This is a genomic window from Mesorhizobium sp. M0152, assembly GCF_040322415.1.
Lineage (GTDB): Bacteria > Pseudomonadota > Alphaproteobacteria > Rhizobiales > Rhizobiaceae > Mesorhizobium.
Genome location: NZ_JAMYTH010000003.1, coordinates 177,810 through 203,389 on the forward strand (window position 1 = coordinate 177,810; position 25,580 = coordinate 203,389).

The 25,580-nt window shown below is 63.3% G+C and carries 22 protein-coding genes; 8 read left to right on the forward strand and 14 right to left on the reverse strand.

Annotated features, from left to right (window positions below; all coding sequences use genetic code 11):
• Positions 1–268: 268 nt before the first annotated feature.
• The 6 genes from NKJ26_RS04765 to NKJ26_RS04790 all read right to left on the reverse strand — a co-directional run bounded on the left by NKJ26_RS04765 (position 269) and on the right by NKJ26_RS04790 (position 7,947).
• On the reverse strand, positions 269–2,659 hold the full coding sequence (locus NKJ26_RS04765) for a polysaccharide biosynthesis tyrosine autokinase (protein ID WP_352694079.1): 2,391 nt from the start codon (positions 2,657–2,659) through the stop codon (positions 269–271).
• A 231-nt stretch (positions 2,660–2,890) separates the two neighbouring features.
• Positions 2,891–3,787 carry a UTP--glucose-1-phosphate uridylyltransferase gene (locus NKJ26_RS04770; RefSeq protein ID WP_352600098.1) on the reverse strand — a complete coding sequence of 299 codons (897 nt, stop codon included), beginning with the start codon at positions 3,785–3,787 and terminating at the stop codon, positions 2,891–2,893.
• 74 nt (positions 3,788–3,861) lie between these two features.
• A complete protein-coding gene (locus tag NKJ26_RS04775; RefSeq protein ID WP_352694081.1) occupies positions 3,862–4,830 on the reverse strand; it encodes a glycosyltransferase family 2 protein in 969 nt (322 codons plus the stop codon).
• Positions 4,820–5,770 carry a glycosyltransferase family 2 protein gene (locus NKJ26_RS04780; protein WP_352600160.1) on the reverse strand — a complete coding sequence of 317 codons (951 nt, stop codon included), beginning with the start codon at positions 5,768–5,770 and terminating at the stop codon, positions 4,820–4,822. The genes NKJ26_RS04775 and NKJ26_RS04780 overlap by 11 nt, the downstream gene beginning before the upstream one ends.
• Entirely contained in the window at positions 5,770–6,759 is a 990-nt protein-coding gene (locus tag NKJ26_RS04785) for a glycosyltransferase family 2 protein (protein WP_352694083.1), read from the reverse strand. The genes NKJ26_RS04780 and NKJ26_RS04785 overlap by 1 nt, the downstream gene beginning before the upstream one ends.
• A 15-nt stretch (positions 6,760–6,774) precedes the next feature.
• Positions 6,775–7,947, reverse strand: a complete 1,173-nt coding sequence (locus NKJ26_RS04790) for a glycosyltransferase (protein ID WP_352694085.1) — start codon at positions 7,945–7,947, stop codon at positions 6,775–6,777.
• Positions 7,948–8,135: 188 nt separating this feature from the next.
• Here NKJ26_RS04790 and NKJ26_RS04795 point away from each other — a divergent pair, with 188 nt between their 5' ends.
• Positions 8,136–9,632 carry a lipopolysaccharide biosynthesis protein gene (locus NKJ26_RS04795; RefSeq protein ID WP_352694087.1) on the forward strand — a complete coding sequence of 499 codons (1,497 nt, stop codon included), beginning with the start codon at positions 8,136–8,138 and terminating at the stop codon, positions 9,630–9,632.
• A gap of 52 nt (positions 9,633–9,684) precedes the next feature.
• A complete protein-coding gene (locus tag NKJ26_RS04800; RefSeq protein WP_352694089.1) occupies positions 9,685–10,707 on the forward strand; it encodes a phosphoribosyltransferase family protein in 1,023 nt (340 codons plus the stop codon).
• 9 nt (positions 10,708–10,716) lie between these two features.
• On the opposite strand, the gene NKJ26_RS04805 is transcribed toward NKJ26_RS04800, so the two are convergent.
• From NKJ26_RS04805 to NKJ26_RS04840, 8 genes are all read right to left on the reverse strand, one after another.
• A complete protein-coding gene (locus tag NKJ26_RS04805; RefSeq protein ID WP_352694091.1) occupies positions 10,717–11,796 on the reverse strand; it encodes a glycosyltransferase in 1,080 nt (359 codons plus the stop codon).
• A 53-nt stretch (positions 11,797–11,849) separates the two neighbouring features.
• Complete coding sequence (locus NKJ26_RS04810) at positions 11,850–12,299, reverse strand: hypothetical protein (protein WP_352694093.1); 450 nt, start codon at positions 12,297–12,299, stop codon at positions 11,850–11,852.
• Between the two features lie 13 nt (positions 12,300–12,312).
• The gene (locus NKJ26_RS04815) at positions 12,313–13,755 is read right to left on the reverse strand and encodes a GMC oxidoreductase (protein WP_352694095.1); all 1,443 of its coding nucleotides are present in this window, start codon (positions 13,753–13,755) and stop codon (positions 12,313–12,315) included.
• A gap of 67 nt (positions 13,756–13,822) precedes the next feature.
• Positions 13,823–15,154, reverse strand: coding sequence for a UDP-glucose dehydrogenase family protein (locus tag NKJ26_RS04820; protein WP_352600080.1), 1,332 nt, complete (start codon positions 15,152–15,154; stop codon positions 13,823–13,825).
• A gap of 67 nt (positions 15,155–15,221) precedes the next feature.
• The gene (gene exoK, locus NKJ26_RS04825; RefSeq protein ID WP_352694097.1) at positions 15,222–16,085 is read right to left on the reverse strand and encodes an endo-1,3-1,4-beta-glycanase ExoK; all 864 of its coding nucleotides are present in this window, start codon (positions 16,083–16,085) and stop codon (positions 15,222–15,224) included.
• A gap of 148 nt (positions 16,086–16,233) precedes the next feature.
• On the reverse strand, positions 16,234–16,635 hold the full coding sequence (locus tag NKJ26_RS04830; RefSeq protein ID WP_352694099.1) for a hypothetical protein: 402 nt from the start codon (positions 16,633–16,635) through the stop codon (positions 16,234–16,236).
• A gap of 286 nt (positions 16,636–16,921) precedes the next feature.
• The gene (locus NKJ26_RS04835) at positions 16,922–17,944 is read right to left on the reverse strand and encodes a glycosyltransferase family 2 protein (RefSeq protein ID WP_352694101.1); all 1,023 of its coding nucleotides are present in this window, start codon (positions 17,942–17,944) and stop codon (positions 16,922–16,924) included.
• Between the two features lie 61 nt (positions 17,945–18,005).
• Positions 18,006–19,136 (reverse strand): nucleotidyltransferase family protein, encoded by a 1,131-nt coding sequence (locus NKJ26_RS04840; protein ID WP_352694103.1) that lies wholly within the window; start codon positions 19,134–19,136, stop codon positions 18,006–18,008.
• A 522-nt stretch (positions 19,137–19,658) separates the two neighbouring features.
• Between NKJ26_RS04840 and NKJ26_RS04845 the strand changes: the two genes are divergently transcribed.
• The 6 genes from NKJ26_RS04845 (at position 19,659) to NKJ26_RS04870 (ending at position 25,452) form a co-directional block, all read left to right on the forward strand.
• Positions 19,659–19,811: a lasso peptide gene (locus NKJ26_RS04845; protein ID WP_352694108.1), complete on the forward strand. Its 153-nt coding sequence runs from the start codon at positions 19,659–19,661 to the stop codon at positions 19,809–19,811.
• Positions 19,812–19,944: 133 nt separating this feature from the next.
• Complete coding sequence (locus NKJ26_RS04850) at positions 19,945–20,259, forward strand: PqqD family protein (RefSeq protein WP_352694110.1); 315 nt, start codon at positions 19,945–19,947, stop codon at positions 20,257–20,259.
• Complete coding sequence (locus tag NKJ26_RS04855; RefSeq protein ID WP_352694112.1) at positions 20,243–20,734, forward strand: lasso peptide biosynthesis B2 protein; 492 nt, start codon at positions 20,243–20,245, stop codon at positions 20,732–20,734. Before NKJ26_RS04850 ends, NKJ26_RS04855 begins: the two co-directional genes overlap by 17 nt.
• Positions 20,731–22,647 (forward strand): lasso peptide isopeptide bond-forming cyclase, encoded by a 1,917-nt coding sequence (locus NKJ26_RS04860; RefSeq protein ID WP_352694113.1) that lies wholly within the window; start codon positions 20,731–20,733, stop codon positions 22,645–22,647. The genes NKJ26_RS04855 and NKJ26_RS04860 overlap by 4 nt, the downstream gene beginning before the upstream one ends.
• Positions 22,644–23,621, forward strand: a complete 978-nt coding sequence (locus NKJ26_RS04865) for a serine kinase (RefSeq protein ID WP_352694115.1) — start codon at positions 22,644–22,646, stop codon at positions 23,619–23,621. Before NKJ26_RS04860 ends, NKJ26_RS04865 begins: the two co-directional genes overlap by 4 nt.
• Complete coding sequence (locus tag NKJ26_RS04870; RefSeq protein WP_352694117.1) at positions 23,614–25,452, forward strand: ABC transporter ATP-binding protein; 1,839 nt, start codon at positions 23,614–23,616, stop codon at positions 25,450–25,452. The genes NKJ26_RS04865 and NKJ26_RS04870 overlap by 8 nt, the downstream gene beginning before the upstream one ends.
• Positions 25,453–25,580 lie beyond the last annotated feature (128 nt).

Here is a 25,580-nt window from a genome sequence, read left to right on the forward strand (position 1 = left end):
CGAACCCGTTGTCCCGCCTATCCGTTTGTTTTAGCCACGTTTTTGCGACGCCAAGCGATGCGCTTGGCTGCCAAACGCGCCAAAGCGGTTCACCCACTTCCACGGAAGCGCCGAACCGCTTTATCCCCTGTTCTACGCAATTCCGGACGGAAAACCGTTTCACACCTTTCCTGGGACTGCTCAACCGGGCGTCTACTCTCAAGGTGGCGCATGGCCGCGCCATTCCAGCCGCCATGAGGCGGCCGGCTTGTCCAAGGCGGCTATCGGTCTAAACCGTTGCCTTGCTGCGCACTTCCGACTTGTCGAGATAGTAGGTGGAATATTTGTCGAAGAATTTCTCCGAGGCCCCGAACGATCCGTATTTGGCCAGCTTCTTCAGATCGACCTTGTTGAGGACCGTCCCGACGATCTTGTTGGCGACGTAGGGTTCGGATTCCAGCATCGACCTGACCATAGCGCGCGGCGTGCGGCCCCATTCGGTGACCAGCACAAAGCCATCGACGAGCGGCGCGAAGGCCTTGGCGTCGACCACCGGGCCAAGCGGCGGCAGATCGACGACGATGTATTCGAAAGTCTCCTTGGCGTTCTCGATGAAGCGCCGCATTCCGGCAGAGGAGAGAAGCTCGCTGGTATGCGAGAAGTGCCCGCGCAACACCGCCGGGATGATCGCCAGCTTGGTCTGCCTGTCGATCTTGCCGACGGACTGCCAGGTCTGGCCGCTCACCACCGCTTCCATCAGGCCTTGCTCGGCTTCCATGCCGAGGCCGCGGCTGAGGCCCGGGTTGCGCAGGTCGCCGTCGATCAACAGCGTCTTGGCGCCATTGGCGGCAAGCAGTCCGGCGAGATTGGCCGCGACCGTCGACTTGCCTTCGCCGGGAAGGACCGAAATGACGCCGATGACGCGGCTGCCTTGCCCTTCCATGACGACATCGAAGGCGATCTTGGCGCTGCGCAGCGTTTCGGAGAACATCGATGCCGGAGCGTCGATGCTCACCCTCATCCGCGCGCGCCTTTCGAAGGCGGCCGGGGATTTGGCGATCTTGGGGTCCAGCTGACCGTCGGCCAGCTTGTCTTCCTTGGCGGCGGCCTTGCTGCCGATGGTCGGCAGGTAGCCCAGGAATTTGAGGCCGACGCGGTCGCGCACATCCTCGCCGGTCCTGAAGAAACGCTCGTTGAATTCGTTGAGGCCGCCGAAGCCGGCGCCCATCAGCACGCCGAGCACGAGCGAAAGTCCAAGCACGATGATCGTACGCGGGCTTGAGGCGGAGAGCGGCGTCGAGGCGTCCGAGATGATGCGGATCTTGCCGACCGGGAAGGATTGCTGCTGCGCGGCTTCCTCGTAGCGGCCGAGGAATGTCTGATAAAGCGTGGTGAGCGCCGTCGCCTTCTGGTCGAGGTCGCGCAACTTGACCTGAGACTGGTTGTCGATGGAACTCTTGCCCTGGGCCGCCGCGACATTGGCCCTGAGCGCGGTCTCACGCGCCAGCGCCACCTCATACTCGTTGCGATAACTCTCGGTCAGCTGCTTCAGTTCGCCGAAGATCTGCGTCGATATGTCGGCCTTCTCCTTGGCGAGGGCCACGGCCTGCGGATGCTGGGCGCCGAAATTCGCCTCGACATCCTGCTGCCGCTTGGCGACCGTGAGATAGCGGGTCTTGAGCGTGGCGATGACCGAGCTGCTCGGCTGGTCGCTCGATATGGCGGCATCCCTGAACGCGTTGTCGGAGCCGCTGTCGACAATGGATTTGTACTGCTGGTAGCGGGCGCCGGCGCGGGCGGTGTCGGCCTGCGCGACGATGAGCTGGGCGTTGAGGTCGGCTAGTTGTTTGTCGCTCATCAGCTGGCCGTCGCTGTTGGCAGCCAGGCCGTGTTCGGCCCTGAATTTCTCGACCGCGAGCGACGCCGCCTGCGAGCTCTCGCGCAGTTCCGTCAACCTGCCCTGCAGCCAGACCGCGGCGCGCTCGGTGGCGTCGAAGCTGGCATCGAGCTGATCGGCGAGATAGGCGTCGGCATAGGCCTTGGTGATCGCGGTCGCCAATCCCGGATCCGTCGCCTGATAGCCGAGTGCTATGACATAGCTTCGTCCGACGCGGTCCGCCCGTATTTCGCTCTGCAGCTTGAGAATGGCGTAGTCGCGGCGAGACGTGGCGATCAGTGCATCGCGGGCAGCGGGGTCGAGCTTGCTGACGTCGCCAAGACCCGCCATGGGAGGGCTGGGGCGGACATATTGGATCAGGCCGCGGACCAGGCCGACGCCCTGCGCAAGGGCCGAGACGGGAGGATTCATGAAACTGTCGTTCTGGTCGAGCTTGAGCTTGTCCACGACTACGGCGGCAAGCCGCGTCGAGGTGAGGATCTCGATCTGGCTCAGGATGGCGGAATCGGTCTGCATGGTCGTCGACGCCGCCGAAATGTCATCGACGATCTTGTTCAGGCCCTCGTCGATCAGCACGCTGGCGACCGACTGGTATTTGGGCGGCGTGGTCTGGAGATAGAGCACGCCCAGGAAAAGACCAATGACCGCGCACACGGCAACCACCTTGGCTTGCCGAGCGGCCATGCCAAGCAGCCGCTCGACATCGATGAAGTCTTCGCCGTTTCCTGCATCCGAATTCGGCAATGGCATCCTCTTGTCGAGAGGAAAGTTGGCATAATTCATCTTCGGTCCAATTCCAGAGCCCGTTCCATCCCGATCGTCGGGAATGGGCTCTATCTCAGTGTTTCAGCATGATCTTTCCCGAACCCGCGGCTCACCGGGATCATGCCTTGACTTGCAGGCGCCTCGAAGATCGGAAGCATTGCCAAACGCAACGCAAGCTCCATGCCACAGCGGGAGGCCTGCCGGCCCCCACACCGTCAGCGTTCGGAGAATGCTCCCGAAAGATGGGCATTATGCGGCTTCTTCCTGGCGTTCATGCGACCGGACGAACTCCCGGAGCATCTCGAAAATCGGGCCCTTCATGTCGTCGCGCGCCAGCGCGAAGGCGACATTGGCCTGGATGAAGCCTTCCTTCGAGCCGCAGTCGAACATGCGGCCGTTGAAAGGTTGGGCGAAGAACGGCTGATCCTTCGACAGGCGGACCATGGCGTCCGTCAGCTGGATCTCGTTGCCGGCGCCGCGCTGCTGATTGCCCAGAAGCGCGAAGATCTCCGGCTGGAGGATGTAGCGGCCGTTGATGTAGAAGTTCGACGGCGCGTTCGAGGGCGCCGGCTTTTCGACCATGGCCGTCACCTCGAAGCCGCTGCCGATATCGGTGCCGCGGCCAACGATGCCGTACTTGCTGGTTTCGGTCGGATCGCAGCGCTCGACGGCGATGACGTTGCCGCCGGTGCGGTTATAAAGGTCGACGGTTTCGGCGAGACATCCGCGCCCGCCGAACGAGACCATGTCCGGCAGCAAGAGGGCGAAGGGCTCGTTGCCGATGACCTCGCGCGCGCACCAGACGGCATGGCCAAGCCCTTGCGGCGATTGCTGGCGGATGAAGCTGGTGGCGCCGGCAACCGGCAGCAGGCTTTCCAGCGATTGCAATTGCGCTTTCTTGCCGCTCTGCTCCAGGGTTCCGATCAGCTCCGGATGAAGGTCGAAATAGTCCTCGATGACCGCCTTGTTGCGGCCGGTCACGAATACGATGTGCTCGATGCCGGCTTCGAAAGCTTCGTCGACCGCATATTGCACGACTGGCCTGTCGACCACGGGAAGCATTTCCTTCGGCATCGACTTGGTCGCCGGCAGGAACCGTGTCCCAAGCCCCGCCACCGGTATCACGGCCTTCCTGATTTTCTTCATCGCAAATTCCTTCTGAGGAGATCGACTTCAGTCCATTCACAGGCCACGAAAATTCCCTCCATGCACCTGCATCTTCACCTCCCCGCCCCAACGGCAAACTGTGCCGCTACTCTTCGCAACCGCACGGCGATCGGCATGCCCATATGCCTGACCGCCGCCGGGTCGCTGAGCGCCGTCCGGATCGCCTTGAGCGGGGACCGCGCCTTGATGTGCTGAACCATGGACAGGAATGAGGCCGCCTTGCGCAGGCTGCGGCCGCGCCGGGCGAACGCGGCTTGGGCCGCCTCATCCATCCGATGGGTTTGAGCGAATATGGCGTCCGCCTTGCGCATCGCCTCGACGTGGTGAAGCTCGAGCACGCGGGAGATGGAGCCGCTGCGGATATGATAGGCATAGCCGATTTCCGGCTCGACCACGCATTTGCCGCCCTTGGCCAAGGCATTGGCGAGCAGGATGTAGTCCTCGCCGATGATCAGATCCTCATCATAGCGAAGCCGGTTCTCGTCCAGGAAGCGGCGCTGGAAGATCGGCTTGAGATAGCCGAGATTGAACTTCGATTCGAAGACGACGTTGCCGGCGATGTAGGTGGCCAGCGAGATTTCGCGCAGGGCTTCCAGATATTGCCGCGGGAACATCGCGTCCTCGACGACGCCGTCCTCGCGCACGACCTGGAGGTTGTCGACGGCGATCTCGGCGCCGGCTCTTTCGGCGCGGGCGATCATTGCGGCGATGCGGCCGGGAAAGACGGCATCGTCGGAATCGAGAACCGCGATCCATCTGCCGCGGGCATGATCGAGGCCCGCATTGCGGGCGCCGCCGGGACCACGATTCTTTTCCAAGGCGACGACGCGCACGGTATCCCCGGAATAAGCCCGCGCCACATCGAGCGTCGCGTCGCGGGACTTGTCGTCGACGACGACGATCTCGACGCTGACATCTTTCTGGGCGATGGCGCTCGCGATCGCCCGGTCAAGCGTTGCCTCGGCATTGTAGGCGGCGATCACAAAGGAAACATCGGGGACGAAGGAGACATCAGGCTGCACGCTTGCCTCCTTCCTGCGGCGAAGGCTGGCCGTACAGCCGGATTTCGCGGATGCCGACGAGGCCGCTGACGACGCCGACATGCATGATGCCGCGCAGTACGCTGCGGTTCCTGCGCACCGGGCTGGCGACAAGCGCAATCGCGGCGGCGAATGAATAGGCCGCCTTTGCCGCGGCAAGGCCGACCTGTTTGACCAGGCCGATGCCGCTGGCGTCGCGCCCCAGAAGGTGGCCATGGGTCTGCCCGACGCGGAAACGGCGGCGGCCGAGCCAGTCGAACGCGGCCCTGGCGGGCGGCACCACCTCGTCGACCCAGGCTTCCTTGGAAAAGGCGATCCGGCCGCCGGCCTTGACCATCTGGTCGAAGAACTCGGTGTCCTCGCCGCCGGTCTGGCCACGCGCCAGGCTGAAGCGGCGGCCACGCAGGCTGTCGGATCCCATGCCAAGCAGGACGTTGCAGGTGTAGCCGGTGCGGATTTCGCCGCGTACCCAGACCGGCAAGGTCGAGTGGAAATCGCCGCGGCGCATCCAGTCCGGCGCATCCGGGCGATAGCGCGCCCGCACCGGGCCAAGCACGGCGGCAGCGCCGCTCGTTTGCATCGTCGCCACCAGTTCCGCCAACCAGCGGGAGGTGGCGGTCTCGTCGTCGTCGATGAAGGCGACGAAATCCGCCTCGCTGGCATCGAGGCAGGCGTTACGGGCGATCGAGATATTGCGCGCCGGGCAATGCCGGTAGCGGATCGGCAATGCCAGTTCCCGTGACAGCGCCGTCACCAATTGCCTGGCGCTTGGCGTATCGTCGTTGTCGGCGACAATGACGGCGACGTCGAATCCTTCAGGCATTTCCATCGCGGCAAGCGAACGCAGCGTGTCGGCCAGTTCCGGCCGCCGGAACGTGCAGACGCCTATGTCGATGCTGCGGTTCTTGCCGGAAACCCCCATCACGCCACACCTCGCCGCGAGCCGAGGCCGAGAAGCTGTAGCCAAAAGCCGACGGACCAGGCGAAATGCATGACCATCGCCGAAACGCCGGCAAGCGCGATATCGGCATTGCGCTGGCTTATTGCCGTCCACAGGCCGTAGCCGAGACACACCGACGCCCATAGCAACAGCGGCACCGCCGCCAGCCAGTGTACGAAGGAGAACGCCGCCAGAAGAACCACAGGGAACACCAAGAGCGGCACCATCTGCCGGACCTTGGGAACGACGCGGTGCTTCAGCACATTCTTGGCGCGGCCGCGGCCATAGCCGAGATACTGGAAATAGAGGCCGCTGAGCGAGGCGCGCGGATAATAGACCATCTGCGTCCTGCCGCTCATCCAGATCCTGTGGCCGGCCTCCCTCAGCCGGTAGTCGAGCTCGGCATCCTCGTTGTGGCTGAAGCTCTCGTCATAGCCGCCGACGGCCTGGAAGGCCGATATCCGCATCAATGCGTGGTGGCCGTGGTCAACCCACTCTCCGGCGGAGAGGTGGCGGTGCTTGGAGCCGCCGGTGCCGAGTTTGGAATTCTGCGCCGCCGCGACCGCCTTCTGCACGGCGCCGTTGCCGCTGGTCAGCATCGAAACCACGACCGAATCGGCCCCGGTGGCCTGCGCCTCCTCGACCAGCCGGTCGCAATAGTCGTCTGGATAGCCGCCATGGGCATCGATGCGGATCAGATACTCGGCGCCGTCGCCGAATTCGGCCACCGCGAGATTGATCGCCGCGCTCTGGATGCGCTTTTCATTGTGAAGCAGGACGATGCGCGGATCCTTCTTCAGGCGCTCGCCGACGATGGCCAGCGTGCTGTCGGTGCTGCCGCCGTCGGCAACGACGATGCGAGCGTCAAGCCTTGCCGCCGCCGGGCAGAGCTGATCGAGCAGCACACCGATATGAGCCGCCTCGTTCAGGCAGGGGATCACTATCAGGCTGGAGGGAAGCGCTTGCGTCATCGGGCGATGTCCATTCTATGCCAAGGCCTCGGTTGCCAAGGGTTCGCGCATGGCGGTCAGGCGGCTAAGCTTTTCGACCAGCGCCCGGCAGTCGCCGCGATCGTAGCTCCAGGTCCTCGGGCTGTGGGCGAGAACGCGTGCCTTCAGCCTGCTGAAGCGATCATTCTCCATTTTGCCGAGTACGGCTTCGAGCGCGTCCGATGTGGCCTGCGGCAGAAGGATGCCGATGTCATGCCGGTCGAGGAACCGCCCGGTCTCGGTGTTGTTCATCGAGATCGGCACGGCGCCGAAGCGGCAGCCTTCATAGAGCCGGTTGGGCAGCAGCCATTTGGAGTTCTGCCCCTCCTCGAAGAAGTCGATGGCCCAGGAGAAATGGACGTCCCCATAGATCGCCGCCATGTCCTCCGGATTGCGGTAGGGCCCGCGAAACGAAAGCCACGGCTCGGCATCGACAAACTCATGGAAATCCGGGAATTCGGAGAGCGCCGGACGGCCCCGCAGCACGATCTCGAAGCGGCCATTGGCGCGACGCGAGAAATCGGCCAGCAGCTCAAGCGAGCGGCGGCACCGCAACGCACCGAACCAGCCGATGCGCCATGGCGGCGCGACAGGGGCCGGCGCCGCCTCATGCGCGACGGACGGGATTGCGGCGCTCTCGAAATACTTGTTCTCGATCAGTTCGACGGGTGCCGCGACCTGGCCGAAAGGCTTGAAATAATTGGCGATGAAGGCCGGCGAGCTGGTCACCAGCAGCTTCACGTCCCGCGCCAGATAGCGCTCCGCAGCGCGCAGCGCCCTGCCCAGGACATCGCCGCGCAGCATGAGGCGGTGAATGTCGAGGCATTCGTAGACGATCGGCACGGTGGCGCCGAACGCCGATCTGGCGCGGCGGGCCAGCGCCAGCATTTCGAGATTGCGCGCGATGATGAGATCGGGCCGCGGCGTGCCGCCCAGCTTCGAGCCGATCGAAACCGCTGCCTTCGCCACCGCAGTCAGGCGTTGGGCGAATCGGCCGTCACGCGTCGCGCCGAGGTCGATCGGCCGCAATCCTTCGATATCGGCGACCGGGGTCGCGACGCGGCGGAAGCCAGCCAGGGTGACCTGGGCGCCGCCTGCCTTGAGCATCGTGATTCGCCGGCGCACTGCCGGGTCGGAAACGTCATGCACAAGGTACAAGACATGCAGCATGAAAACTCGACCGCTGTTTGGCCCACCACCCACGGGGATGCTAGTACAGCTCTTGCTGCATCGCAACATTTTTGCTGCAGCGATCCACGTTTTCTGTTGCACTGCAAAATTATTGCCGTAGTTTGTCGTCGGCGGCGGTCGTGAATTTCGAGATTGGAAATTCACGCAAAAAATCAGGAATCCTGAATTTGGAAGCCAACGCATTCGATCCGCCAGAAGGCTCCCTCCGCAAGTCGGTAGGGCGTGGCGCGGTCGTGACGGCCCTCTCGCAATCCGTGCGGGTCGCGACGCAGATCATATCCGTCATCGTGCTGTCGCGACTGCTGTCGCCGCAGGATTTCGGCGTCGTGGCGATGTGCGCGCCGGTGCTGGCCTTCATCGCGCTGTTCCAGGATTTCGGATTGACGCAGGCGACGATCCAGAAATCGGGTATCCGGCACGAAGAGGTAAACTATCTCTTCTGGATCAATGTCGCCGTCAGCGCGATCCTGGCTTGCGTGCTTGCCGGAGCCGCCCCTCTGGTCGCGGCCTTCTACGGCGAGCCGCGCGTGACGGGCCTGGTGGCAGCGTTCGGGCTGCAGATCATGGCCTATGGGCTGGGCGCGCAGCATCTGGCGCTGCTGACGCGCCGCATGCAGTTCGGGCGCCTGGCGATCATCGACGTCGCCAGCGCCGTCGCCGGCCTCGCCGTCTCGATTGCCTGGACCTTCATCGACCGCTCCTATTGGGCGCTGTTCGCCGGCACGCTGACCGGAGCCGTGCTGCCGACGCTGTGCTATTGGGCAAGCTCGCGCTGGCGCCCCGGCCTGCCGCGCAAGGTCGCGGGAATCAGCGACCTGATCAATTTCGGCGCCGGCATCACCGGTTTCAATTTCGCCAATTTCTTTGCCCGCAACCTCGACAACGTGCTGATCGGAAAATACTGGGGCGAGGCCCAGCTCGGTCTCTATGACCGCGCCTACAAGCTGCTTTTGTTTCCGCTGAGCCAGATCACCAATCCGCTGTCGAAGGTCATGGTGCCGGCGCTGTCCAGGCTCAAGGACGAACCGGACCGCTACCGCAGCGCCTATCTTCGCGTCATGCCGCTGATCCTGCTGGTGGCGCTGCCGGGCGTCGCCTTCGCCACTGCGATGTCGGACGTGCTGATCCCCTTCGTGCTCGGCGAACAGTGGCGCGCGAGCGCCGGGATTTTCCTGGCGCTCGGCTTTGCCGGCCTGCTCCAGCCGCTCAACAACCCGGCGGGATGGCTTTTCGTCAGCCAGGGCCGCTCCGGCGATTTCATGCGCTGGGGGATCGTCACGGCCGTGACGTCGGTGCTCGCCTTCGCGCTCGGCCTGCCCTACGGCGCGCTGGGCGTGGCGGTGGCCTATGCGGTCAGCGAGTATCTGCGCACGCCTTTCCTGTGGCTCTATGTCGGCAGGAGCGGGCCGCTGCGGGCGAGCCATGTGGCGCGCGCGGCAGCACCGTTCGTGCTCGGCGCCCATCTGGCGCTGGCCGCGGTTTGGCTCGTCAAACCACTGCTGCCGCAGCAACATGTCATTGCCTTGGCCAGTGGCGCCGTTCTCGCCTATCTGATCACCGTCGTCATCGCGCTGGCATTCGCTTCCGGCCGCGAAGCGTTGCGCGAGGCCTTGAAAATGCTGCCGGCAAGGCCGCCGGCGGCGACGCCGCGCGAAGCGCAATAATTTGGACGTCTTCGTCCGTTACGAACATCCCCTCCAGCATCAGGTCTGATCCATGCACTACCGATCGATCTCCGATATGAACGACGCGATCGTCAGAAACCTTCACCGGCTGCCGCGCGACATTGACCTTGTCGTCGGCGTTCCCCGAAGCGGCGTGCTCGCGGCCACGCTGGTCAGCCTCGCGGCGAACATTCCGATGACCGACCTCGACAGCTTCCTGGCCGGGCGGGTCTACACGTCGGGCGTCACCAAGCGCCGTGCGGCACTCGACCGCAAAGTAACCGAAATGCGCAAGGTGCTGGTGATCGACGACAGCGTTGCCGGCGGCAACGCGATGCGCGACGCCCGCGCCCGCATCGCGGCTGCCGGCATCGAGGCCGACTACACTCATGCCGCCGTGTTCGGCCTGCAGCCGCAGCATGAAGAGACCGACGTCGTCTTCGAGGTCGTGCCGCATCCGCGCATGTTCCAGTGGAATTTCATGCATCACAAGTTCCTGGCGCAATGCTGCGTCGACATAGACGGCGTGCTGTGCCTGGATCCGACGGAAGCGGAAAACGACGACGGCCCAGCCTACGAGAAGTTCCTCAGCGAGGCGCGCCCCCTCCATGCCCCGACCCACCGGATCGGCTGGCTGGTCACCAGCCGGCTGGAGAAATACCGCGCGCTGACCGAGGCATGGCTCGACAGGCATCAGATCAAATACGACCATCTGATCATGCTCGATTTGCCGAGCAAGGCGGAGCGGCAGCGGCTTGGCGCGCATGGCAGTTTCAAGGCCGATTTCTATCGCAAATCCGATGCCATCCTGTTCATCGAGAGCGAACACCAGCAGGCACTGACGATCACCGAGCTATCCGGCAAGCCGGTGTTGTGCGTCGAGACGCACATGGTCAGCTTTCCCGACGCGCTGTCGCTGCCGGCGCTTGGCCAGGCGGCCCGGAATCTGCCGGCACGGCTGCGGCAGATCGGCTCGCAGGAAGGGCGCAAGAGTGCCGCCAAGACCATCGCGCGCACCCTGCTTGGCGCCCGCGGTTATGAGACGCTGAAAAGCCGGGTCAAACGCCCGGCCTGATCCGGATGGCTACGCCGCCTGCCGCGCGCGTTGCTGCACCGCCCTGTCCAGTATCGAGAAAAAGGTGACGAACTGGCGGTCGGGATCGAGCTCCGGGCGGCCAGCGAAGCTGCGCGCCAGGCCCGAAAGCCGCTCATATTCCTGCTTGTCGCTCCACAGAAGCCTGACCGCCGCGACCCAGTCGGCAAGCGGGGCATCATAATCGAGCACAACGCCGCCAGGGCCAATCGCTTCGGGCAGGCCACCGCGCCGAGAGCCGACGACCGGGATGCCGCTGCAATGCGCCTCGGACGCGACGCGACCCCAGGCCTCCTCCCATTTGCTGGGTGCTAGCAGGATCCTGGTGCGGCCGTAGACCGTCTTCATGTCGTTGGTGCGGCTCTCCAGCACGACATTGCCGAGCGGCGCGATCGTCTCTTCGATGCGCGCCCGATGATCGTCATCCAGCTTCCAGCTCTCGACGAACAGGAACCGGATTTCCGGGCAGGCGCCAGCGATGCGCACCGCAAGCTCAAAACCCTTTTCCTCATAGGGGTTGATCAGCGTGACGAACTGGCCTGTCGTGGGCGTGCTGTAATGGGTCGGGTTGATGGTCGGCGGGATCACCTTCGCCTCGATCCCGAACTCTCTCTTGTAGGTGCGCGCAGTGAACTCGGAATTGGCGATGTAGAGCGCCGAGTGCAATTCGCGCAGGTCGCCACCCAACTCGTGGAACTCGACATTGCGGAGATAGACGACCAGCGGCACGCCCTCGGCTTGCAGCGCCTGACCGAGGGGAACCGACTTGTGGCACTGGACGACCGCCACATCGGGCTTCTGCCGGTCGACGGCAAAGCTTGCCGCCTCCCAGGGAAACCAGGCCCGGACCACGGGATAGCCAGGGAAACTGTCTACGACTGCCGGTTGCCGCAAGAGCTTCATCTTGGCGCGTGCCTTGAAGCCGAAGACGCCATCGCCGAACAACGCGGCGAGCACCGAGGCTTCATGCCCATGTTCGATCAGCTGTTCGGCCAGATGATGGGTGCTCGACTGCACGCCGCCGCTGAATTCGGGTGTGTAGCCGTTACCGCCTGCAAAAAGAACTTTCATGGTCCTGCCTCCTGGTCTTTTCGCGTTTCATTGCATGCGGCCCAATGGCCGCCTCAGGCATTTTGCGGTGGATCGAGCGTCGCGAACGGATTGGTGCATGGCTGCCACCCGGTGAAGCGGATCGGATCGTCGGGCGAACTGCGCCAGGCGTAGTCGGTCAGCATATGGAATTCGGCGATCAGCCAGCGGTCGAAATGCGTGAGGTCGAGCCGCTTCTGCGCTGGCAGCAACTGGCGTGCTTCGCCAAGTCTGGTCTTCTCGAGCAAGGTGACGGCATCACCCAGCTTTTCACTGGGAAATATCCATGGGTTCCGGTTGCGGAACTCCAGCACGAACTGCTGGAGATGCTCGATGCGCATGTTCAGCCTGCCGAAGTATTTTTCGAGCGTGACGCGAACCAGATCCTCGTCCGAGAACGAACTGACGGCGGCGTAGGCGATACCGGCCGACACCACGCCGCCTGCAACGATGGCCAGGGCAGAACGCCTGGAAATTTCGATCATCGGCCTGCTCCTTTCATGCCATGCGGCTCGCCGCCCGCAGGGACAGCGCCGCCGCTGTCAGGCTGGGATTGGCGCAGGAGCAGCTCGGATAGGTGCTGGTGCCGACGACAACCAGGTTTCTCAACCGGTGATGGATCATATCGCTGTCGATCACCGAATCCGCCGGGCCGGTGCCCATCCTCAGCGTGCCCTGCACATGCGATTCGGTTGGCCGGATGCCGCGGTCGAAAAGTCTTTCCACCGGCAGCGGGGCAAGCAGCCCAGGCAATTTCTCAAGGGCTCGAGCCATGCCCTTGACCGCGTAGTCGGACGGCGCCTTGAAGCTGACGAAGGCATTGTCGTCCTGGTCGAGGGTGACGAAATTTTCGGGATCGAGCAGGTTCTCGGTGACCACGACAAGCGGCAGCACCTGGCGCAGCCGCCCCTTTTCGGCACGCATTCCGTGTTGCCAGCGGTTCTCGAAATAGACCAGTGCGGCCGCATGCTCGGACCTGTGCGGACCGTCATAAAGACCGAAATTCAGGCCGGTGGTGATGGTGCTGCCGTCGAAATTATCGACGCCGTCGAGATAAACCTCGAAATTCCAGCCATAGGATTCATGCAAGCCGCGCCCGACGAATTCGTCTCCCAGGCCGGACCGAAGCATGATCGCCGCGCTCTGGATGGCATTGGCGCCCAGGACGAAGAGATCGCCGCTGACCTGGTATTCCTTGCCGCCGTGGACGAAGGTGACCGACCGGACCGTGCCGCCGGCATGATCGAGCCGCCGCACTTCGGAGCCGAGGCAGACCGAAACATCGGGATTCTCGAAGACATGCATCAGGCCGTTATTGGCGGTGAACTTGGCGTCGGCCGGGCACAGCCAGCAGCGCAGATTGGCGCAGCACGCGCCGCGCTGCGCGGTCGCCACCCGGGCGCGTGCCGTGGGCATGACGAAATGCTGGCCGGGCTGGGCCGCCTTCATCATCCGGTCCGGCGTCGACATACGATGCGGCGGCTGCGGAAACGGCCTCGAGCGCGGCAGCATCGCCGCCATGTCGGGATCGCCCGAGATCGACATGACGTCTTCGGCATCGCAGTAGAACGGCTCGATATCGTCATAGCTGATCGGCCAGTCATTGCCGATGCCGTAGGTGCTTTTCAGCCTGAAATCATTGGGATGGAATCTCGGCGTCTGCGCGAACCAGCAATTGGTCCCGCCGCCCAGCCCGATCGTGTAGTTCCATGGCTTGTCGGAGTTGGTCTTGTAAGTCGTCTCGTCGTCGATGTCGGTGTTGAGGTTCTGGCTGAGTTGCCATTCATGGGTGTTGTGGCGGCCCCACTCCAGAACCAGAATGCGCGCTTTTCGCCGTTTTGCGAATTCATGCAGGAAGAAGGCCGAACCGAAGCCGGAACCGATCGCGATGAGATCGAAATGATCCTTGGTGATTTGCTCGGGCTTTACGTCCAGCACCATCAGCCGCAACTCCTTTCCACGCCGGGCGCGCGCGCCCGTTTCTGCCTACGGCTGTTGGCGCCGGACCTCACGCCGCCATTCTGCCGATCGAGTGATATTCGATGCCGTGGCGGGCGATCACCTTGGGGTCATAGAGATTGCGGCCGTCGAAGATGATCGGCGTGGTCAGAGCGTCCTTGAGGGCATCGAAGGACGGCGCGCGGAAGTTTTTCCATTCGGTGGCGATCAGCAGCGCATCGGCGCCACGCAGCGCTGCTTCCTTGGTGCCGCACAACATCAGGTCATCGCGCAGCCCGTAGATGGCCTGGCATTCCTGCATGGCTTCGGGATCGTAGGCCTGCACCGCCGCGCCGGCTTTCCACAACGCCTCCATCAACGTACGCGCGGGGGCCTCGCGCATGTCGTCGGTGTTGGGCTTGAAAGCCAGGCCCCAGAGCGCAAAGGTCTTGCCCCTGAGATTGCCCTGGAAGTAGCGGTTCACCTTGTCGAACAGGACCGATTTCTGCTCGTTATTGCGTTCCTCGACGGCACGCAGCAGCTTGGCGTCGAACTTGACGCCTTCGGCAGTCTTGATCAGCGCCCGCACATCCTTTGGGAAGCACGAGCCACCATAACCAAGACCCGGATAGATGAAGTGGTAGCCGATGCGTGGATCGCTGCCGATGCCCTTGCGGACCTCCTCGATGTCGGCGCCGAGCTGCTCGGCCAGATTGGCCATCTCGTTCATGAAGCTGATCTTGGTCGCCAGCATGCAGTTGGCTGCGTATTTGGTGAACTCGGCGCTGCGCACGTCCATCACGATCATCTTCTCGTGGTTACGGTTGAAGGGCGCATAGAGCTCGCGCATCACCGCCTCGGTTTCCTCGCTGGCCGTGCCGACGATGATACGATCCGGCTTCATGCAGTCGGCGACCGCGGATCCCTCCTTGAGGAATTCCGGATTGGAGGCGACATCGAAGGTCAGGTCCTCGCGACCTCTTTTCTTCAAGGTTTCGGCAATCCTGGCCTTTACCTTTTCACAGGTGCCGACCGGCACCGTCGACTTGCCGACGACGATCTTGGGCGTCTCCATCTCGCGGCCGATGGTCTCAGCGACCGCCAGCACATATTTGAGGTCGGCCGAGCCATCCTCGCCGGGCGGCGTACCGACCGCGATCATCTGGATTTCGCCATGCCTGACGGCGGCGGCCGCATCGGTGGTGAACGTGATACGGCCGGCGGCGTGATTTTCCCTGACGATGTTTTCCAGCCCCGGCTCGAAAATCGGGACGATGCCCTGGTTGAGCCGCTCGACCTTGCCCGCGTCGATGTCGACGCACACCACCTGATGGCCGACTTCGGCAAGCACGGCCGCCTGCACGAGGCCGACATAGCCAATTCCAAACACCGTCAGATTCATTCGGTTTCGTCCCCATCCAAGACAGCCGGCCGTTTTCGGCCCAGCCAATTCAACTCGACTTTCCCAACTACTTTACGCTGCATGCCAGCGATTCCGGAAATTGACAGGGCTCGCCCAGCGCGGTGAAGGCAACGCGCTCGATCTGCATCGAAAGCTTGCGGCCCGGATCCGTGAAGGGGCCCATCCAACCAGTCATCGTGTCGCTGCCCCAAAAACTGAAGAATATCTTCTGCGCGTGGCTTGGCAGCTTCGCCGGATCGGTGACTGTGTTCACCAACTGGCCGTTGACGTACCAGCGCAAGCGGTCCTTTTCCCAGACAAAGGCATAGTCGTTGAAGGCACTCTCGGTGCCGCCCGGCACGTCGACCAGCTTCTCGTTCTTGCCTTTGCCGGCAATGTAGACGTTGACCTGTACCTTCGACGTATCCTTGGTCAGGACCTCGAAGTCGATCTCGTCCCAAGGCTGCTTGTCCGACGGGCCGATGTAGGAAAAGAACGCCGCGTTGAGGCCGGAGCCGGTGTCGGTCTTCATCCGCGTCTCATAGGTGCCGTAACCGAAGCGCTGCTTGGTCTGGATCTCGCCGCAGGCATAGGCGCGATCCTTCAGCTGCTGCTTTTCGAAGCCCAGCGACAACACCCCGTCCGCCAGGCTGACCTGGCCCTTCGACCAGGTGCAATTCTGGTGGCTGCCGTTCGTCCAACCGTCGGACACGTACCAGCGCTCGCGGTTGAAACTGGTGAAATCGTCGACGAAGGACGGCGATGTCGCAATGTCCTGGGCGTGGGAAGGGGTCGTCACCAGGCCACCAAGAGCGGCCAGCAGCAAGGCGCCGATCAAACCCAATTGCCGCGGGCCGGCTTGCCCGGCCTCGCGTGCGAACGGAGATGCGTCGATGGCGATGGCGGACGTGTTTTTCGGATTCAAATTCATACAAACTCACCTTGTGCTGTGCGTCCCCAACCCAAAGTCGACGTTTGAACCGTGGCTGAACGGGCCAAGCTTGACCTCCTGTCTGACCCTCCCGAACTCCTTGTCCTGCCTCGCATAAAATCAATCGCAATTTCCCAAGCCTGCACGTTCACCCTCTGCCAGCGCCTGCTGGCTTGGCGAATTCGACCGCACGGGCCGAATCGGACGCCTCATCCCCGTCGAAGACCATGTCCAGCGAAGGACGAAGCTCCCTCATCATGCCGTTCTGACGCGAAAGCGCGGCGATGCGGCGTTCGCAGTCCAGGATCGACTTTGTCAACGCGCTGACCTCGGACGATCTTTTGTCGGAGGCGGAGCCGTTCTCCATCGCCTCGACCAGGAAGGCGGCATTGGTCGCCGTCTTGCGGTAGCGGCTCTCCAGCCCGGCTCGCTCGGCCTCGATCTCCGCGGCGATCTGCTCGAACAGTCTCGCCAGCCGATCCAGGCGCGAAATGTCGGCCTGCCTGTCGCGGGCCGGATCCCTTGATCTGAAGCCGAATATCGAGGCCATGAACGTAGATCCCTGTCATCGCCGGCTAACCAAGCCGGGCTTCTGGCCGACCCGTGACCGGGCTCAAAATAGCACGTCCTGCTCCTCCGACGGGAGAGACATCCACCAATATATACCAATCCGATCGGGGGCCCGTTCGGCTGGTCAATTCAATTTGTTGCACCGCAACATAGACTGCCATTCCCGGCGCCGCGAGGCAACTACCCAATTCGTAAACTCATAATTCCGGCGGAATGGTTTGCGTGATGAACGGGTCCGGCAGCAAAACGAGAACGCTCCGGACGCTTTACCGCTCCTTGCCTGCGCTGGTTCCGGCCATCAAAAAACGCAATGGCGGCACATGCTTGTGCCTCGACACAAGGCCGACGCGGCGGAAAAGCGCCTCGAGCTTGTCGGACGCCACGCCCTGGACGATGGGAACGAGGTTGGACTGGCTTGCGAAGGCATAGGCGGCGGCGGATGCCAGCCCCCGCTCCGCTTTCACATCGAGGAAATTGCGCAGCCGGTATTTGTCGCGCACGTGCCGCTCGTGCCGCCGCAGCACGGCTTTGGAACCTTCGGGCAGGCTGTCGATCGCCAGCAGCGCCAGGTCGGCATCGGCCAGACGCTTCAGGTCCTGCGTCTTGTGGCGGCCGCTCAGCGAATCGGCGCGGACAATAGCGCCGTAACCGCAGGAGCGGATGATCTTGAACCGTGCCCCGCGGGCTACCGCGCGAGCGTAGAGCTCATAGTCCTCACCCAGGCGCAGGGCCTCGTCGTAGCGCAATTCGTGTCGGTCGAGGAAGGCACGGCTGATCACCGGCTTAAGGAAACCCAGTTCGCCCCTTTGCACACGTCGCCTGGAGATGTTGCCTTCGACAAAGCGTTCGAAATCAAGGAATTCCGGTTCCGCCGCAAACTGCGGAGCGACGATCTTCGTCACATCGCTGGTGGCGTCATCCCTGATCAGCATGATGTTGTCGGCCGCGAAATCCCAATCGGCGCCGGCAAACAGGTTGCGAAACCGGCCCTCGAGGAAGAAATCGTCGGCATCCAGGATGCTGATGAATGGCGATCTGGAACTGGATATGGCGGCGTTGCGGGCGAAGGAGGGGCCGCGATTGACGTCGAGGCGCATCACCGCAAGCCGGCCGCTTCCGTCGTCGGCGGAGCGGGCGACCTCGGCCGTGTCGTCGGTGGAGGCGTCGTCGACGACGACGACCTCCGCCACTTCCGGCTCGCGCAGCGCGGATGCGATGGCGGTCGCGATTGTGCGCGCCGCGTTTTTTGCCGCGATGATCACGCAGACCTCAGATTTCGTCATCGACATGGATTTGCCTCTTGCACAGGTTCCGATCTGCCCTCGCCCTGTACGTCTCCGAGCACCGCTATCACGGACTGCCCGGCCGTTCGAAGATGCGGCGGCTGATGTCCGCCGACGCTGCCCAGCCGGCTTCGGCCAGATAGCGGACCGGTTCCCGGCCGCATAATTCCCACAACACCGTTCGCCGCTGCGGCCACCGCAGGGACGACAGCCATGGCGCGATGACCATGCTGAGCAGATCCTCATTGCCAATGCGCGACAGGATCCGCGTGGCGCGGTCCGACAGAAGCGTGCCGGCGCCGCCGAGCAGCACGTCCGCGGCGCGCAAGCCAAGCAGCAGCGTATCGTCCAGCCCCTGCTTGGCGGCCGCGTCGAGAACAGACTGCTGATCGGCCTCGTCGAGGCGCGCGGCGCTGGCCCTGACATCGCAGACATAGCCCGCACAGGGCTCCCGGTTGAAAAGCGCCTTGGCGACGCTGATGCAGGACAACAAAAGCGTGTCTGCGGCCGATGTGGTCGGCACCTCAACGCCGGTGATCTCGACCTGCCGCTTTCGCCGCAGGAATCCGTCGGAGTCGCGCGGGCTCGGCGAGCCGGGCTGCTGAAGGCGGTAATGAAGGTCGACCGTGGATGCTTTCGGCCCATCGCCGCGAACCATGTGCTGTTCGCCAAGGAAGCGGACCCACCAGACCGAACGCGACTTGCCGGCGACCTCGTAGCCGATCGAGCGCAGCGCATCGCGCGCCCTGGAGAAGCCGGCAGGCGATACCAGGATGTCGACATCGCCCGAAGGCTTCATGAAATGGTCGCCATAGAGAAGCTGCTGCTGGAACGGGCCCTTCAGAAAGACGAAATCGATCTGTCTTGCGCGCAGCACCTCATGGATCGCCAACGAATCCATCAGGCAGGCCGCGTTCATCGAAACCGTTCGCCTGCGATAGGTGTCGAGCCATTGGAAGAGTTCAAGCGGTCTGTCGGCCGCCGGCGCGCGCGAAAGCGCCTTGAGGACAAAGGTCGCGATCTTGTTCAACCTGGCGATGTCGGCGACATTGGCGACATCAAGGCCAAGCATCGACACGGTGCCCGGGGCGGCGGCCGGTTCCGCGAAATACACCCGCAGGCAGGCCTGCACATAGACTATCTCGTCGGCGCAGTCGGTCGCGCGCAGTCGCTCGTACGAACTTTCAGGCAAGGCCATTGAGCGCACGTATCTCCAAACAGCGGTCTGCGCGGTGCATATGTTGCAGTGCAAGCAAAGCATCTCGAAAAACTCTGGCGCAGTAAAGCTTTTCCTTTTTTGCAGTGCCATATTTTGCGACCAGAGCACTTGCCGCGGCGCCCGAACGGCGGCGAAGATCACGTTGAGGCGGCAACCGCCGAGGGGACTTCAGCGCACGCTCTTTAACGGAATCGCCAGCGCCGAAAGTCATCCCTTGAGCGGCGCCCTAAAGATTCGGCGCCCAGATAGAACATTTTAATTCTGTTCAATCAAAAGCTTAATAAGATACCAGCCGGCAAGAGCCCGATGCAGACGGATTGTGCTGAAGCCAAAGCGGATTCTAGCCATAGCTCACGCACAGTCTGACACCCGCAGCCCATAATTGATTAACGCTCGGTAAATGCGGCTTGACTCATAAATGCTGCCATGCAGCTATTGCGATGCAGCATGAAAGCGCTGCCGGCACTCGACAGGCCGTTTCCAGTCTTATTGGAGAGTAAAATGGAACAGAATGTTGAAAGGCATGAATATGAAGCGCCTAGCCTGACGGTCCATGGTTCGATCGAAACCATTACCCAGGGCGGCGGCGGCAGCACCGCGATCGACGTATCGTTTCCCGCGCATACGCCGCTTGGCGACCTAACATTTTCCTGAGCATACCGCAGTTTTCCGGAGTGACTAAGTTGGGACTCCGGATTAAAAAACCATAAGAGAGTCGGGGGCGCAAAGGCCTCCGACTGCCTTTCATTGCCTGGAACTGCTGAAGCGTTTTAAGCGAGGTTTTGGGATGAACAGGAAGCTATCCGGCCGTGATTTGGCCGACCACGACCTGGTAAGCGCGACCAAGGATGCCGTGGCTTGCGAATTCGGCGAGGGCCTGGCGCTCCTCGATCTCAAGTCCAACATCTATTACAGCCTGAATGGCGTCGGCGCCTTCATCTGGCAGCTGATCCAGGAGCCCAAGCCGATCGTGGACATCCGCAGCGCCGTGCTCGCGCGCTACAATGTCGACCCCGAGCGCTGCAGGGCAGATGTCGACGCATTGCTGCAGGGCCTGGCCGAAAACGGGCTTGCGAGGCTCCATCATGAGACCCTTGTCTAGGCCGGTTTCGCAGGACGCGACGAGCCCCCCCGGGCAGACCAAGCGTCGGCTTGGCCGACGGGGTCTGGCCAGGATTTGGTCCCTGAGCGGCTCGGAAATCATCTTTCTCAGCCATTGTCTGCTGGTCGTGGCCTCGGTCCGGCTGGCGCTGACATTCCTGTCCTACAATCGCGTCCGCAACGTGGTGGCGCGGCTCGAGGCGCGTCAGTGCGCAAGCATGGGCGAACTGCGGCGTGTCGGCTGGGGCATTGCCGCCGCCGCACGGTTCATCCCGCGCGCCACGTGCCTGACCCAGGCACTTTCCGGCCAATACATTCTCGCGCGCCAGGGCAATGCCTCGAATATACGCATCGGCATCGAACGCGGCACCGGCGAGCAACTGAAAGCCCATGCCTGGCTGATCAGCGACAACCATATCGTGCTTGGCGGATCGATCGATGGTTTCACGCATCTGGTCGACCACGGCAGCCGATGAGCGGCGTGGCCGGAATCCTGCTGCGGCAGGACCCCGCACCGGCGGTCGCGGCGACCGACATCCAGCGGATGCTGGCGCGTATGCGCCATCGTGGCCCTGACGGAAGCTCGTGGTGGCTGGACACCGGATTGGCGCTTGGCCACGCCTGGCTCGACACCACGAATGAGCCAGGACCCGGTCCACTGACGATGGCTGGCGGCAAGCTCGCCATCACCGCCGATTGCCGGCTGGACAACCGTGACGAGCTTCTGGCGAGGCTAGGCATAGGCGACAGGTCGGTCGCCGACGCGACATTGCTGATGCGGGCCTATCTGCGCTGGGGCGAAGCCTGTCCAATGCATCTGCAGGGCGATTTCGCCTTCGCCATCTGGGACGGCGAGCGGCGGCTCCTCTTTTGCGCGCGCGACCATTTCGGGGTCAAGCCGTTCTATTACCATGCCACGGACCGGCGGTTTGCCTTTGCCTCCGAGATCGGGCCGATCCTCGGCATCGAGGGGATAGAGACACGCATCAGCGAGTATCGGATCTCGGGGTTCCTAGCCGGGCTCCCCGACGATCCGCAGTCCACGCCCTACAGCGATATATTCAGCTTGCCGGCGAGCCATAGCCTCACCGTCACCGCGCAACAGGTGACGCTGCGCCGATACTGGCAGATCGAACCGTCGTCCCTGCCGATGCGACCGGATGCAGCGGAGGAGTTCGCGCATCTGTTCTCGCAATCGGTGCGCAACCGCATGCGGGGAACATCCTCGGTCGGCGCGATGCTGAGCGGCGGTCTCGATTCCTCGTCGATCGCCTGTGTCGCCGGCCTGCAAAACACCGTCGAGCGCAAGCCGAGGCTGCCGACCTTTTCGCTGGTTTTCGAGAAGGGCTCGTCGATGGACGAACGCCCGTTCATCGATGCGGTCCTCGATCAGCAGAATGTCGACCCAACGCTGATCGCGGTCGGCAATTATGCGCCGTTCGCCGAATTCGAACGGGTGCTGGAGGAACAGGAAGGAACGTTTCTGGCGCCGGGCCTGACGCTGACCCGCGGTATCTACCGGACGGCGGGCGCGAAGGGCATCAAAGTGCTGCTCGACGGCCATGGCGGCGACGAGGTCGTCTCGCAAGGCCATGGCCACTTGCATGAATTGGCCAATTCCGGCCGCTGGCTGGATCTCTGGCGCGAGATCCGCAGCGCCTCGAATACCTATGGCGACAGCACGTTTGGCCTGTACTTCCAATTCCTCACCATCTACGGGCCGGCCTGGCGCATCGCCAAGCTGAGACATCTGGCGAACCGTGCGCTGAACAGGATACGCAAGCCGGCGCCTCGCGGCCGAAACTGGCGCGACCTGATCAATCCGGACCTGGCCAGGCGAACCGAGCTTATCGACCGGTTTCACCGGGCGGGCACCATGCCGCCCGATGTCCAGGCCAGCGACGCCTTGAGCCATCGCTGGATCCTGTCCAACGGCTATGTGCCGCACTCCTTCGAGGTCCTCGACAAGGCCGCCGCCAATTTCGGCGTCGAGCCGCGCTATCCGTTCTGGGACAAGCCGCTGGTCGAATTCTGCCTGGCGCTGCCGGGCGAGGAGAAGCTCAGCCACGGCTTTGGCCGCTATGTGATGCGCCGCGCCATGCAAGGCATCCTGCCGGCGGCGGTGCAGTGGCGGCGCGACAAGATCGATTTCACCGCCAATTTGGTCAACGGCATGGTGCGCAACCATCGCGAACTTCTGGAACAGCTGCTCGTCTTGGATGCGGGCCGTATCGCGCCCTATGTCAACCTGCCGGAGGTCAGCGCCGCCTATGCGCGGCTGCTGCGCCAGCCAGATCAGGTCGCACCGCTGGACGTCCAGTACGTCTGGCGCTCGGCGTCGCTGTCGCTCTGGCTGCGGCAGCTCCAGCAGCGTGGAAGTCCCGCATGATGCCCCGAACCGAGCCGCTCGCGGCAGGCGTTGATCCTCCACCTCCGCATGGCGGGCCTGTGAGAGAACGGCGCTTCTACGGGGCGTACGGTCTTACCATCGCATCGGAAGTGTCATTGCCCGAGTTGGAGCCGGTGGAGCCGGCGGCAGCGGACATCCTGATCACCGTCGGCGCGATCGACATGCCGAAGCCTGGGACCAATGCAGCGACGATCTTCCGTTTCGAGCAGGACCGGCAGTATCTGGCATGGGATGCCGTCGGCGCCTTCCTGATCAGCGATGGATCCCGCATCGAGGTCGAGCCGGCGCCGGGGGTCGACGACACGCTGATCGCGTTTCCGCTGCTCGGCCCGGTGATGGCGCTGCTCTTGCACCAGCGCGGCCTGCTTGTCCTGCACGCCAGCGCGATTTCGGTGTCCGGCAGGGGCGCCATCTTCATGGGCGACAAGGGCGCGGGCAAATCGACGACGGCAAGCGCGATGATCCGCGCCGGACATGATTTGCTTACCGATGACGTCGTGGCGCTCGATCTCACCGATCCTGACCAGCCAATGATCGTTCCAGGATTTCCGCAGATCAAGCTCGCGGCCGACGCCGCGGCCGCGATTTCGCTCGGGCACGTGCAAGTGCGGCCGCAAGTGCATCCGGCAATCGACAAGGCACAGCATCGCCTGCACGGCGCCTTTTCCGGCGCCAAGGTGCCGGCGGCCAGGATCTATATCCTCGAACGCGGCGGGAAAGCTGAAATCACGCCATTGCCCACGATCGCCGCCTTGCCGGCTCTCATCAAATTCTCCTACGTGACACGTTTCGGCCGCGCGGCCCTGCCCGGCTATTTCGCCGCGATGCATCTGCGGCAATGCGCGCGCCTCGCGGACCATGTCGGCGTGTGCCGCCTCGAAGTGCCTGCCGGCCTGCAGCGCATCGACGAGGCGGTGGAGTCGATCGAACGGGATGTAGCGGCTGATGTCTAAGCCATCTGTCTTCAGCCTGTCGCTGTTTCGCGACGTTGCCGCGCTTGGCGCCGTCATTGCTCAGATCGGCGGCCGGCGAGCCTGGACGGCATTGCTGTTCCTGATTCTTGGCAGCCTGACCGAAGGATTTTCCATCCTGCTGCTTGTGCCGCTGCTGCATCTGGTCGGGCGCGCCGACCAGGATTTCGCCGTCCGGCTGCCGAACAATGAATTCGTGCGCTGGCTGGTGCCGGATGGAACGTTGCAACTGACGACGGTGCTTTGCACGCTTGTCGCGCTTGTTGCCCTGCAAGCGGCGTTCAACCGCTTCAAAGCGGTCTACATGGCAAGGCTTCTGTTCGATTTCATCAACCGCTTGCGCATGAACCTGTTCGAGAGCATCGGCAAGGCGCGGTGGGGCGTCTTCGCGCGCATGCGCGGTTCCGATCTCGATCATGCCCTGACCGGCGACATCGACCGTGTCCAGGGGGCGGCGTTCTCGCTCTTGATGCTGGTGCAGATCGCCGTGCTTCTGGCCGGCTATCTCGTGATTTCCATGTTCATCTCGCCTGTGATGACGCTGTTTGCCGTGGTGATCGGCATCTTGATGTTCGTCGCGCTGCAACCTTTTCGGGCGCGCGCCACCGCTTTCGGCCGGGTCCTTACAACCAATCGACAGGACCAATACCGGACCGTTTCGGAATTCCTCGGCGGCATCAAGGTGGCCAAGAGCCTGAACGTCGAGGCGACCTACTTCGAGCAGCTGCGGTCGACGCTGGAAAGGATGAAGGCGGACAACATCGCCTATGTCCGCAACAGTTCGATCGGCACTGCCGTGTTCCAGGTAGCGAGCGTCATCGGCCTCAGCCTGTTCATCTATGTGGCGCTGGTCCGCTTCAACCTGTCGCTGGCCGAGATCGTCGTGCTGCTTCTGGTCTTCATGCGCATAGCGCCGCGCTTCATGGACATGCAGACACAGGCCCAGCAGGTGCTGATCAATCTGCCCGCCTATACGGCGATGCGCAGCCTGCAGGCGCGCTTCGATGCGGAGCGCGAGCCCGGCCATGTGGAGTTTCAGGATTCCAGAAAGCTGTCGCTCGATACCGGGCTGAACATTCGTGGCGTCTCCTTCGCCTATGACGACGGCGCCGGCAAGACGGTGGTGAGCGACGTCACGTTCGCGCTGCCGGCCGGCAAGGTAACCGCCCTGATCGGCCCGTCGGGATCTGGCAAGAGCACGATCGCCGACATGCTGCTCGGCCTGCTCGAGCCGACAGCGGGCAGTATCCTCGCCGACGGCGTCGAGATCGATGCCGCCAACCGCCGCCGCTGGCGCGATCAGGTGGCCTATGTGCCGCAGGACGTGTTCCTGCTGCATGACACGATCGCGGCGAACCTGCGCCTTGCCGCGCCGCAGGCCGGCGACAGCGATTTATGGGCCGCGCTCGGCGCCGCGCACGCCGGCGAATTCGTCGAACGGCTCGACCTCCGGCTGGAGACGGTGGTCGGCGACCGCGGCGTGCGGCTCTCCGGCGGCGAACGCCAACGCATTGCGCTGGCGCGTGCGCTGTTGCGCAAGCCATCGCTGCTTATCCTGGACGAAGCGACAAGCGCGCTCGACTGGCAGAACCAGTCGCTGATCGCCAGGTCGATCGACGGGTTGCGCGGCACCATGACCATCCTCACCATCGCGCACCGGCCCTCGATGATTGCCTTTGCCGACTGGGTGGTGGCGATGGAAGACGGCCGCGTCGTCGAAGTCGGGCAATATCAGCGGCTAAAGGAAAAACCGGCGAGCCGGCTGTCGAGGATGCTGTCGGGCGAACAGTCCGAGGCAGCCAACGTCGCGTGAGGCCGGCCAGGTTCTGGGTGGCAACGGTTCACAAGGACTGAGAGGCGGCCTGGGCGCACCGCGTGGAATGAACGCTGAAACGCCGGCTGCCCACCGGGCCTCCAACTCGTCAGACGCGTGGTGTGCTA

What these genes read in the sequence shown, in the direction of transcription:
- NKJ26_RS04765 (WP_352694079.1), bottom strand. Translation starts at nt 2,659, where the DNA reads ATGAATTATGCCAACTTTCCTCTCGACAAGAGGATGCCATTGCCGAAT.
- NKJ26_RS04770 (WP_352600098.1), bottom strand. Translation starts at nt 3,787, where the DNA reads ATGAAGAAAATCAGGAAGGCCGTGATACCGGTGGCGGGGCTTGGGACA.
- NKJ26_RS04780 (WP_352600160.1), bottom strand. Translation starts at nt 5,770, where the DNA reads ATGGGGGTTTCCGGCAAGAACCGCAGCATCGACATAGGCGTCTGCACG.
- NKJ26_RS04785 (WP_352694083.1), bottom strand. Translation starts at nt 6,759, where the DNA reads ATGACGCAAGCGCTTCCCTCCAGCCTGATAGTGATCCCCTGCCTGAAC.
- NKJ26_RS04790 (WP_352694085.1), bottom strand. Translation starts at nt 7,947, where the DNA reads ATGCTGCATGTCTTGTACCTTGTGCATGACGTTTCCGACCCGGCAGTG.
- NKJ26_RS04800 (WP_352694089.1), top strand. Translation starts at nt 9,685, where the DNA reads ATGCACTACCGATCGATCTCCGATATGAACGACGCGATCGTCAGAAAC.
- NKJ26_RS04805 (WP_352694091.1), bottom strand. Translation starts at nt 11,796, where the DNA reads ATGAAAGTTCTTTTTGCAGGCGGTAACGGCTACACACCCGAATTCAGC.
- NKJ26_RS04810 (WP_352694093.1), bottom strand. Translation starts at nt 12,299, where the DNA reads ATGATCGAAATTTCCAGGCGTTCTGCCCTGGCCATCGTTGCAGGCGGC.
- NKJ26_RS04815 (WP_352694095.1), bottom strand. Translation starts at nt 13,755, where the DNA reads ATGGTGCTGGACGTAAAGCCCGAGCAAATCACCAAGGATCATTTCGAT.
- NKJ26_RS04820 (WP_352600080.1), bottom strand. Translation starts at nt 15,154, where the DNA reads ATGAATCTGACGGTGTTTGGAATTGGCTATGTCGGCCTCGTGCAGGCG.
- exoK (WP_352694097.1), bottom strand. Translation starts at nt 16,085, where the DNA reads ATGAATTTGAATCCGAAAAACACGTCCGCCATCGCCATCGACGCATCT.
- NKJ26_RS04830 (WP_352694099.1), bottom strand. Translation starts at nt 16,635, where the DNA reads ATGGCCTCGATATTCGGCTTCAGATCAAGGGATCCGGCCCGCGACAGG.
- NKJ26_RS04835 (WP_352694101.1), bottom strand. Translation starts at nt 17,944, where the DNA reads ATGTCGATGACGAAATCTGAGGTCTGCGTGATCATCGCGGCAAAAAAC.
- NKJ26_RS04840 (WP_352694103.1), bottom strand. Translation starts at nt 19,136, where the DNA reads ATGGCCTTGCCTGAAAGTTCGTACGAGCGACTGCGCGCGACCGACTGC.
- NKJ26_RS04845 (WP_352694108.1), top strand. Translation starts at nt 19,659, where the DNA reads ATGGAACAGAATGTTGAAAGGCATGAATATGAAGCGCCTAGCCTGACG.
- NKJ26_RS04850 (WP_352694110.1), top strand. Translation starts at nt 19,945, where the DNA reads ATGAACAGGAAGCTATCCGGCCGTGATTTGGCCGACCACGACCTGGTA.
- NKJ26_RS04855 (WP_352694112.1), top strand. Translation starts at nt 20,243, where the DNA reads ATGAGACCCTTGTCTAGGCCGGTTTCGCAGGACGCGACGAGCCCCCCC.
- NKJ26_RS04860 (WP_352694113.1), top strand. Translation starts at nt 20,731, where the DNA reads ATGAGCGGCGTGGCCGGAATCCTGCTGCGGCAGGACCCCGCACCGGCG.
- NKJ26_RS04865 (WP_352694115.1), top strand. Translation starts at nt 22,644, where the DNA reads ATGATGCCCCGAACCGAGCCGCTCGCGGCAGGCGTTGATCCTCCACCT.
- NKJ26_RS04870 (WP_352694117.1), top strand. Translation starts at nt 23,614, where the DNA reads ATGTCTAAGCCATCTGTCTTCAGCCTGTCGCTGTTTCGCGACGTTGCC.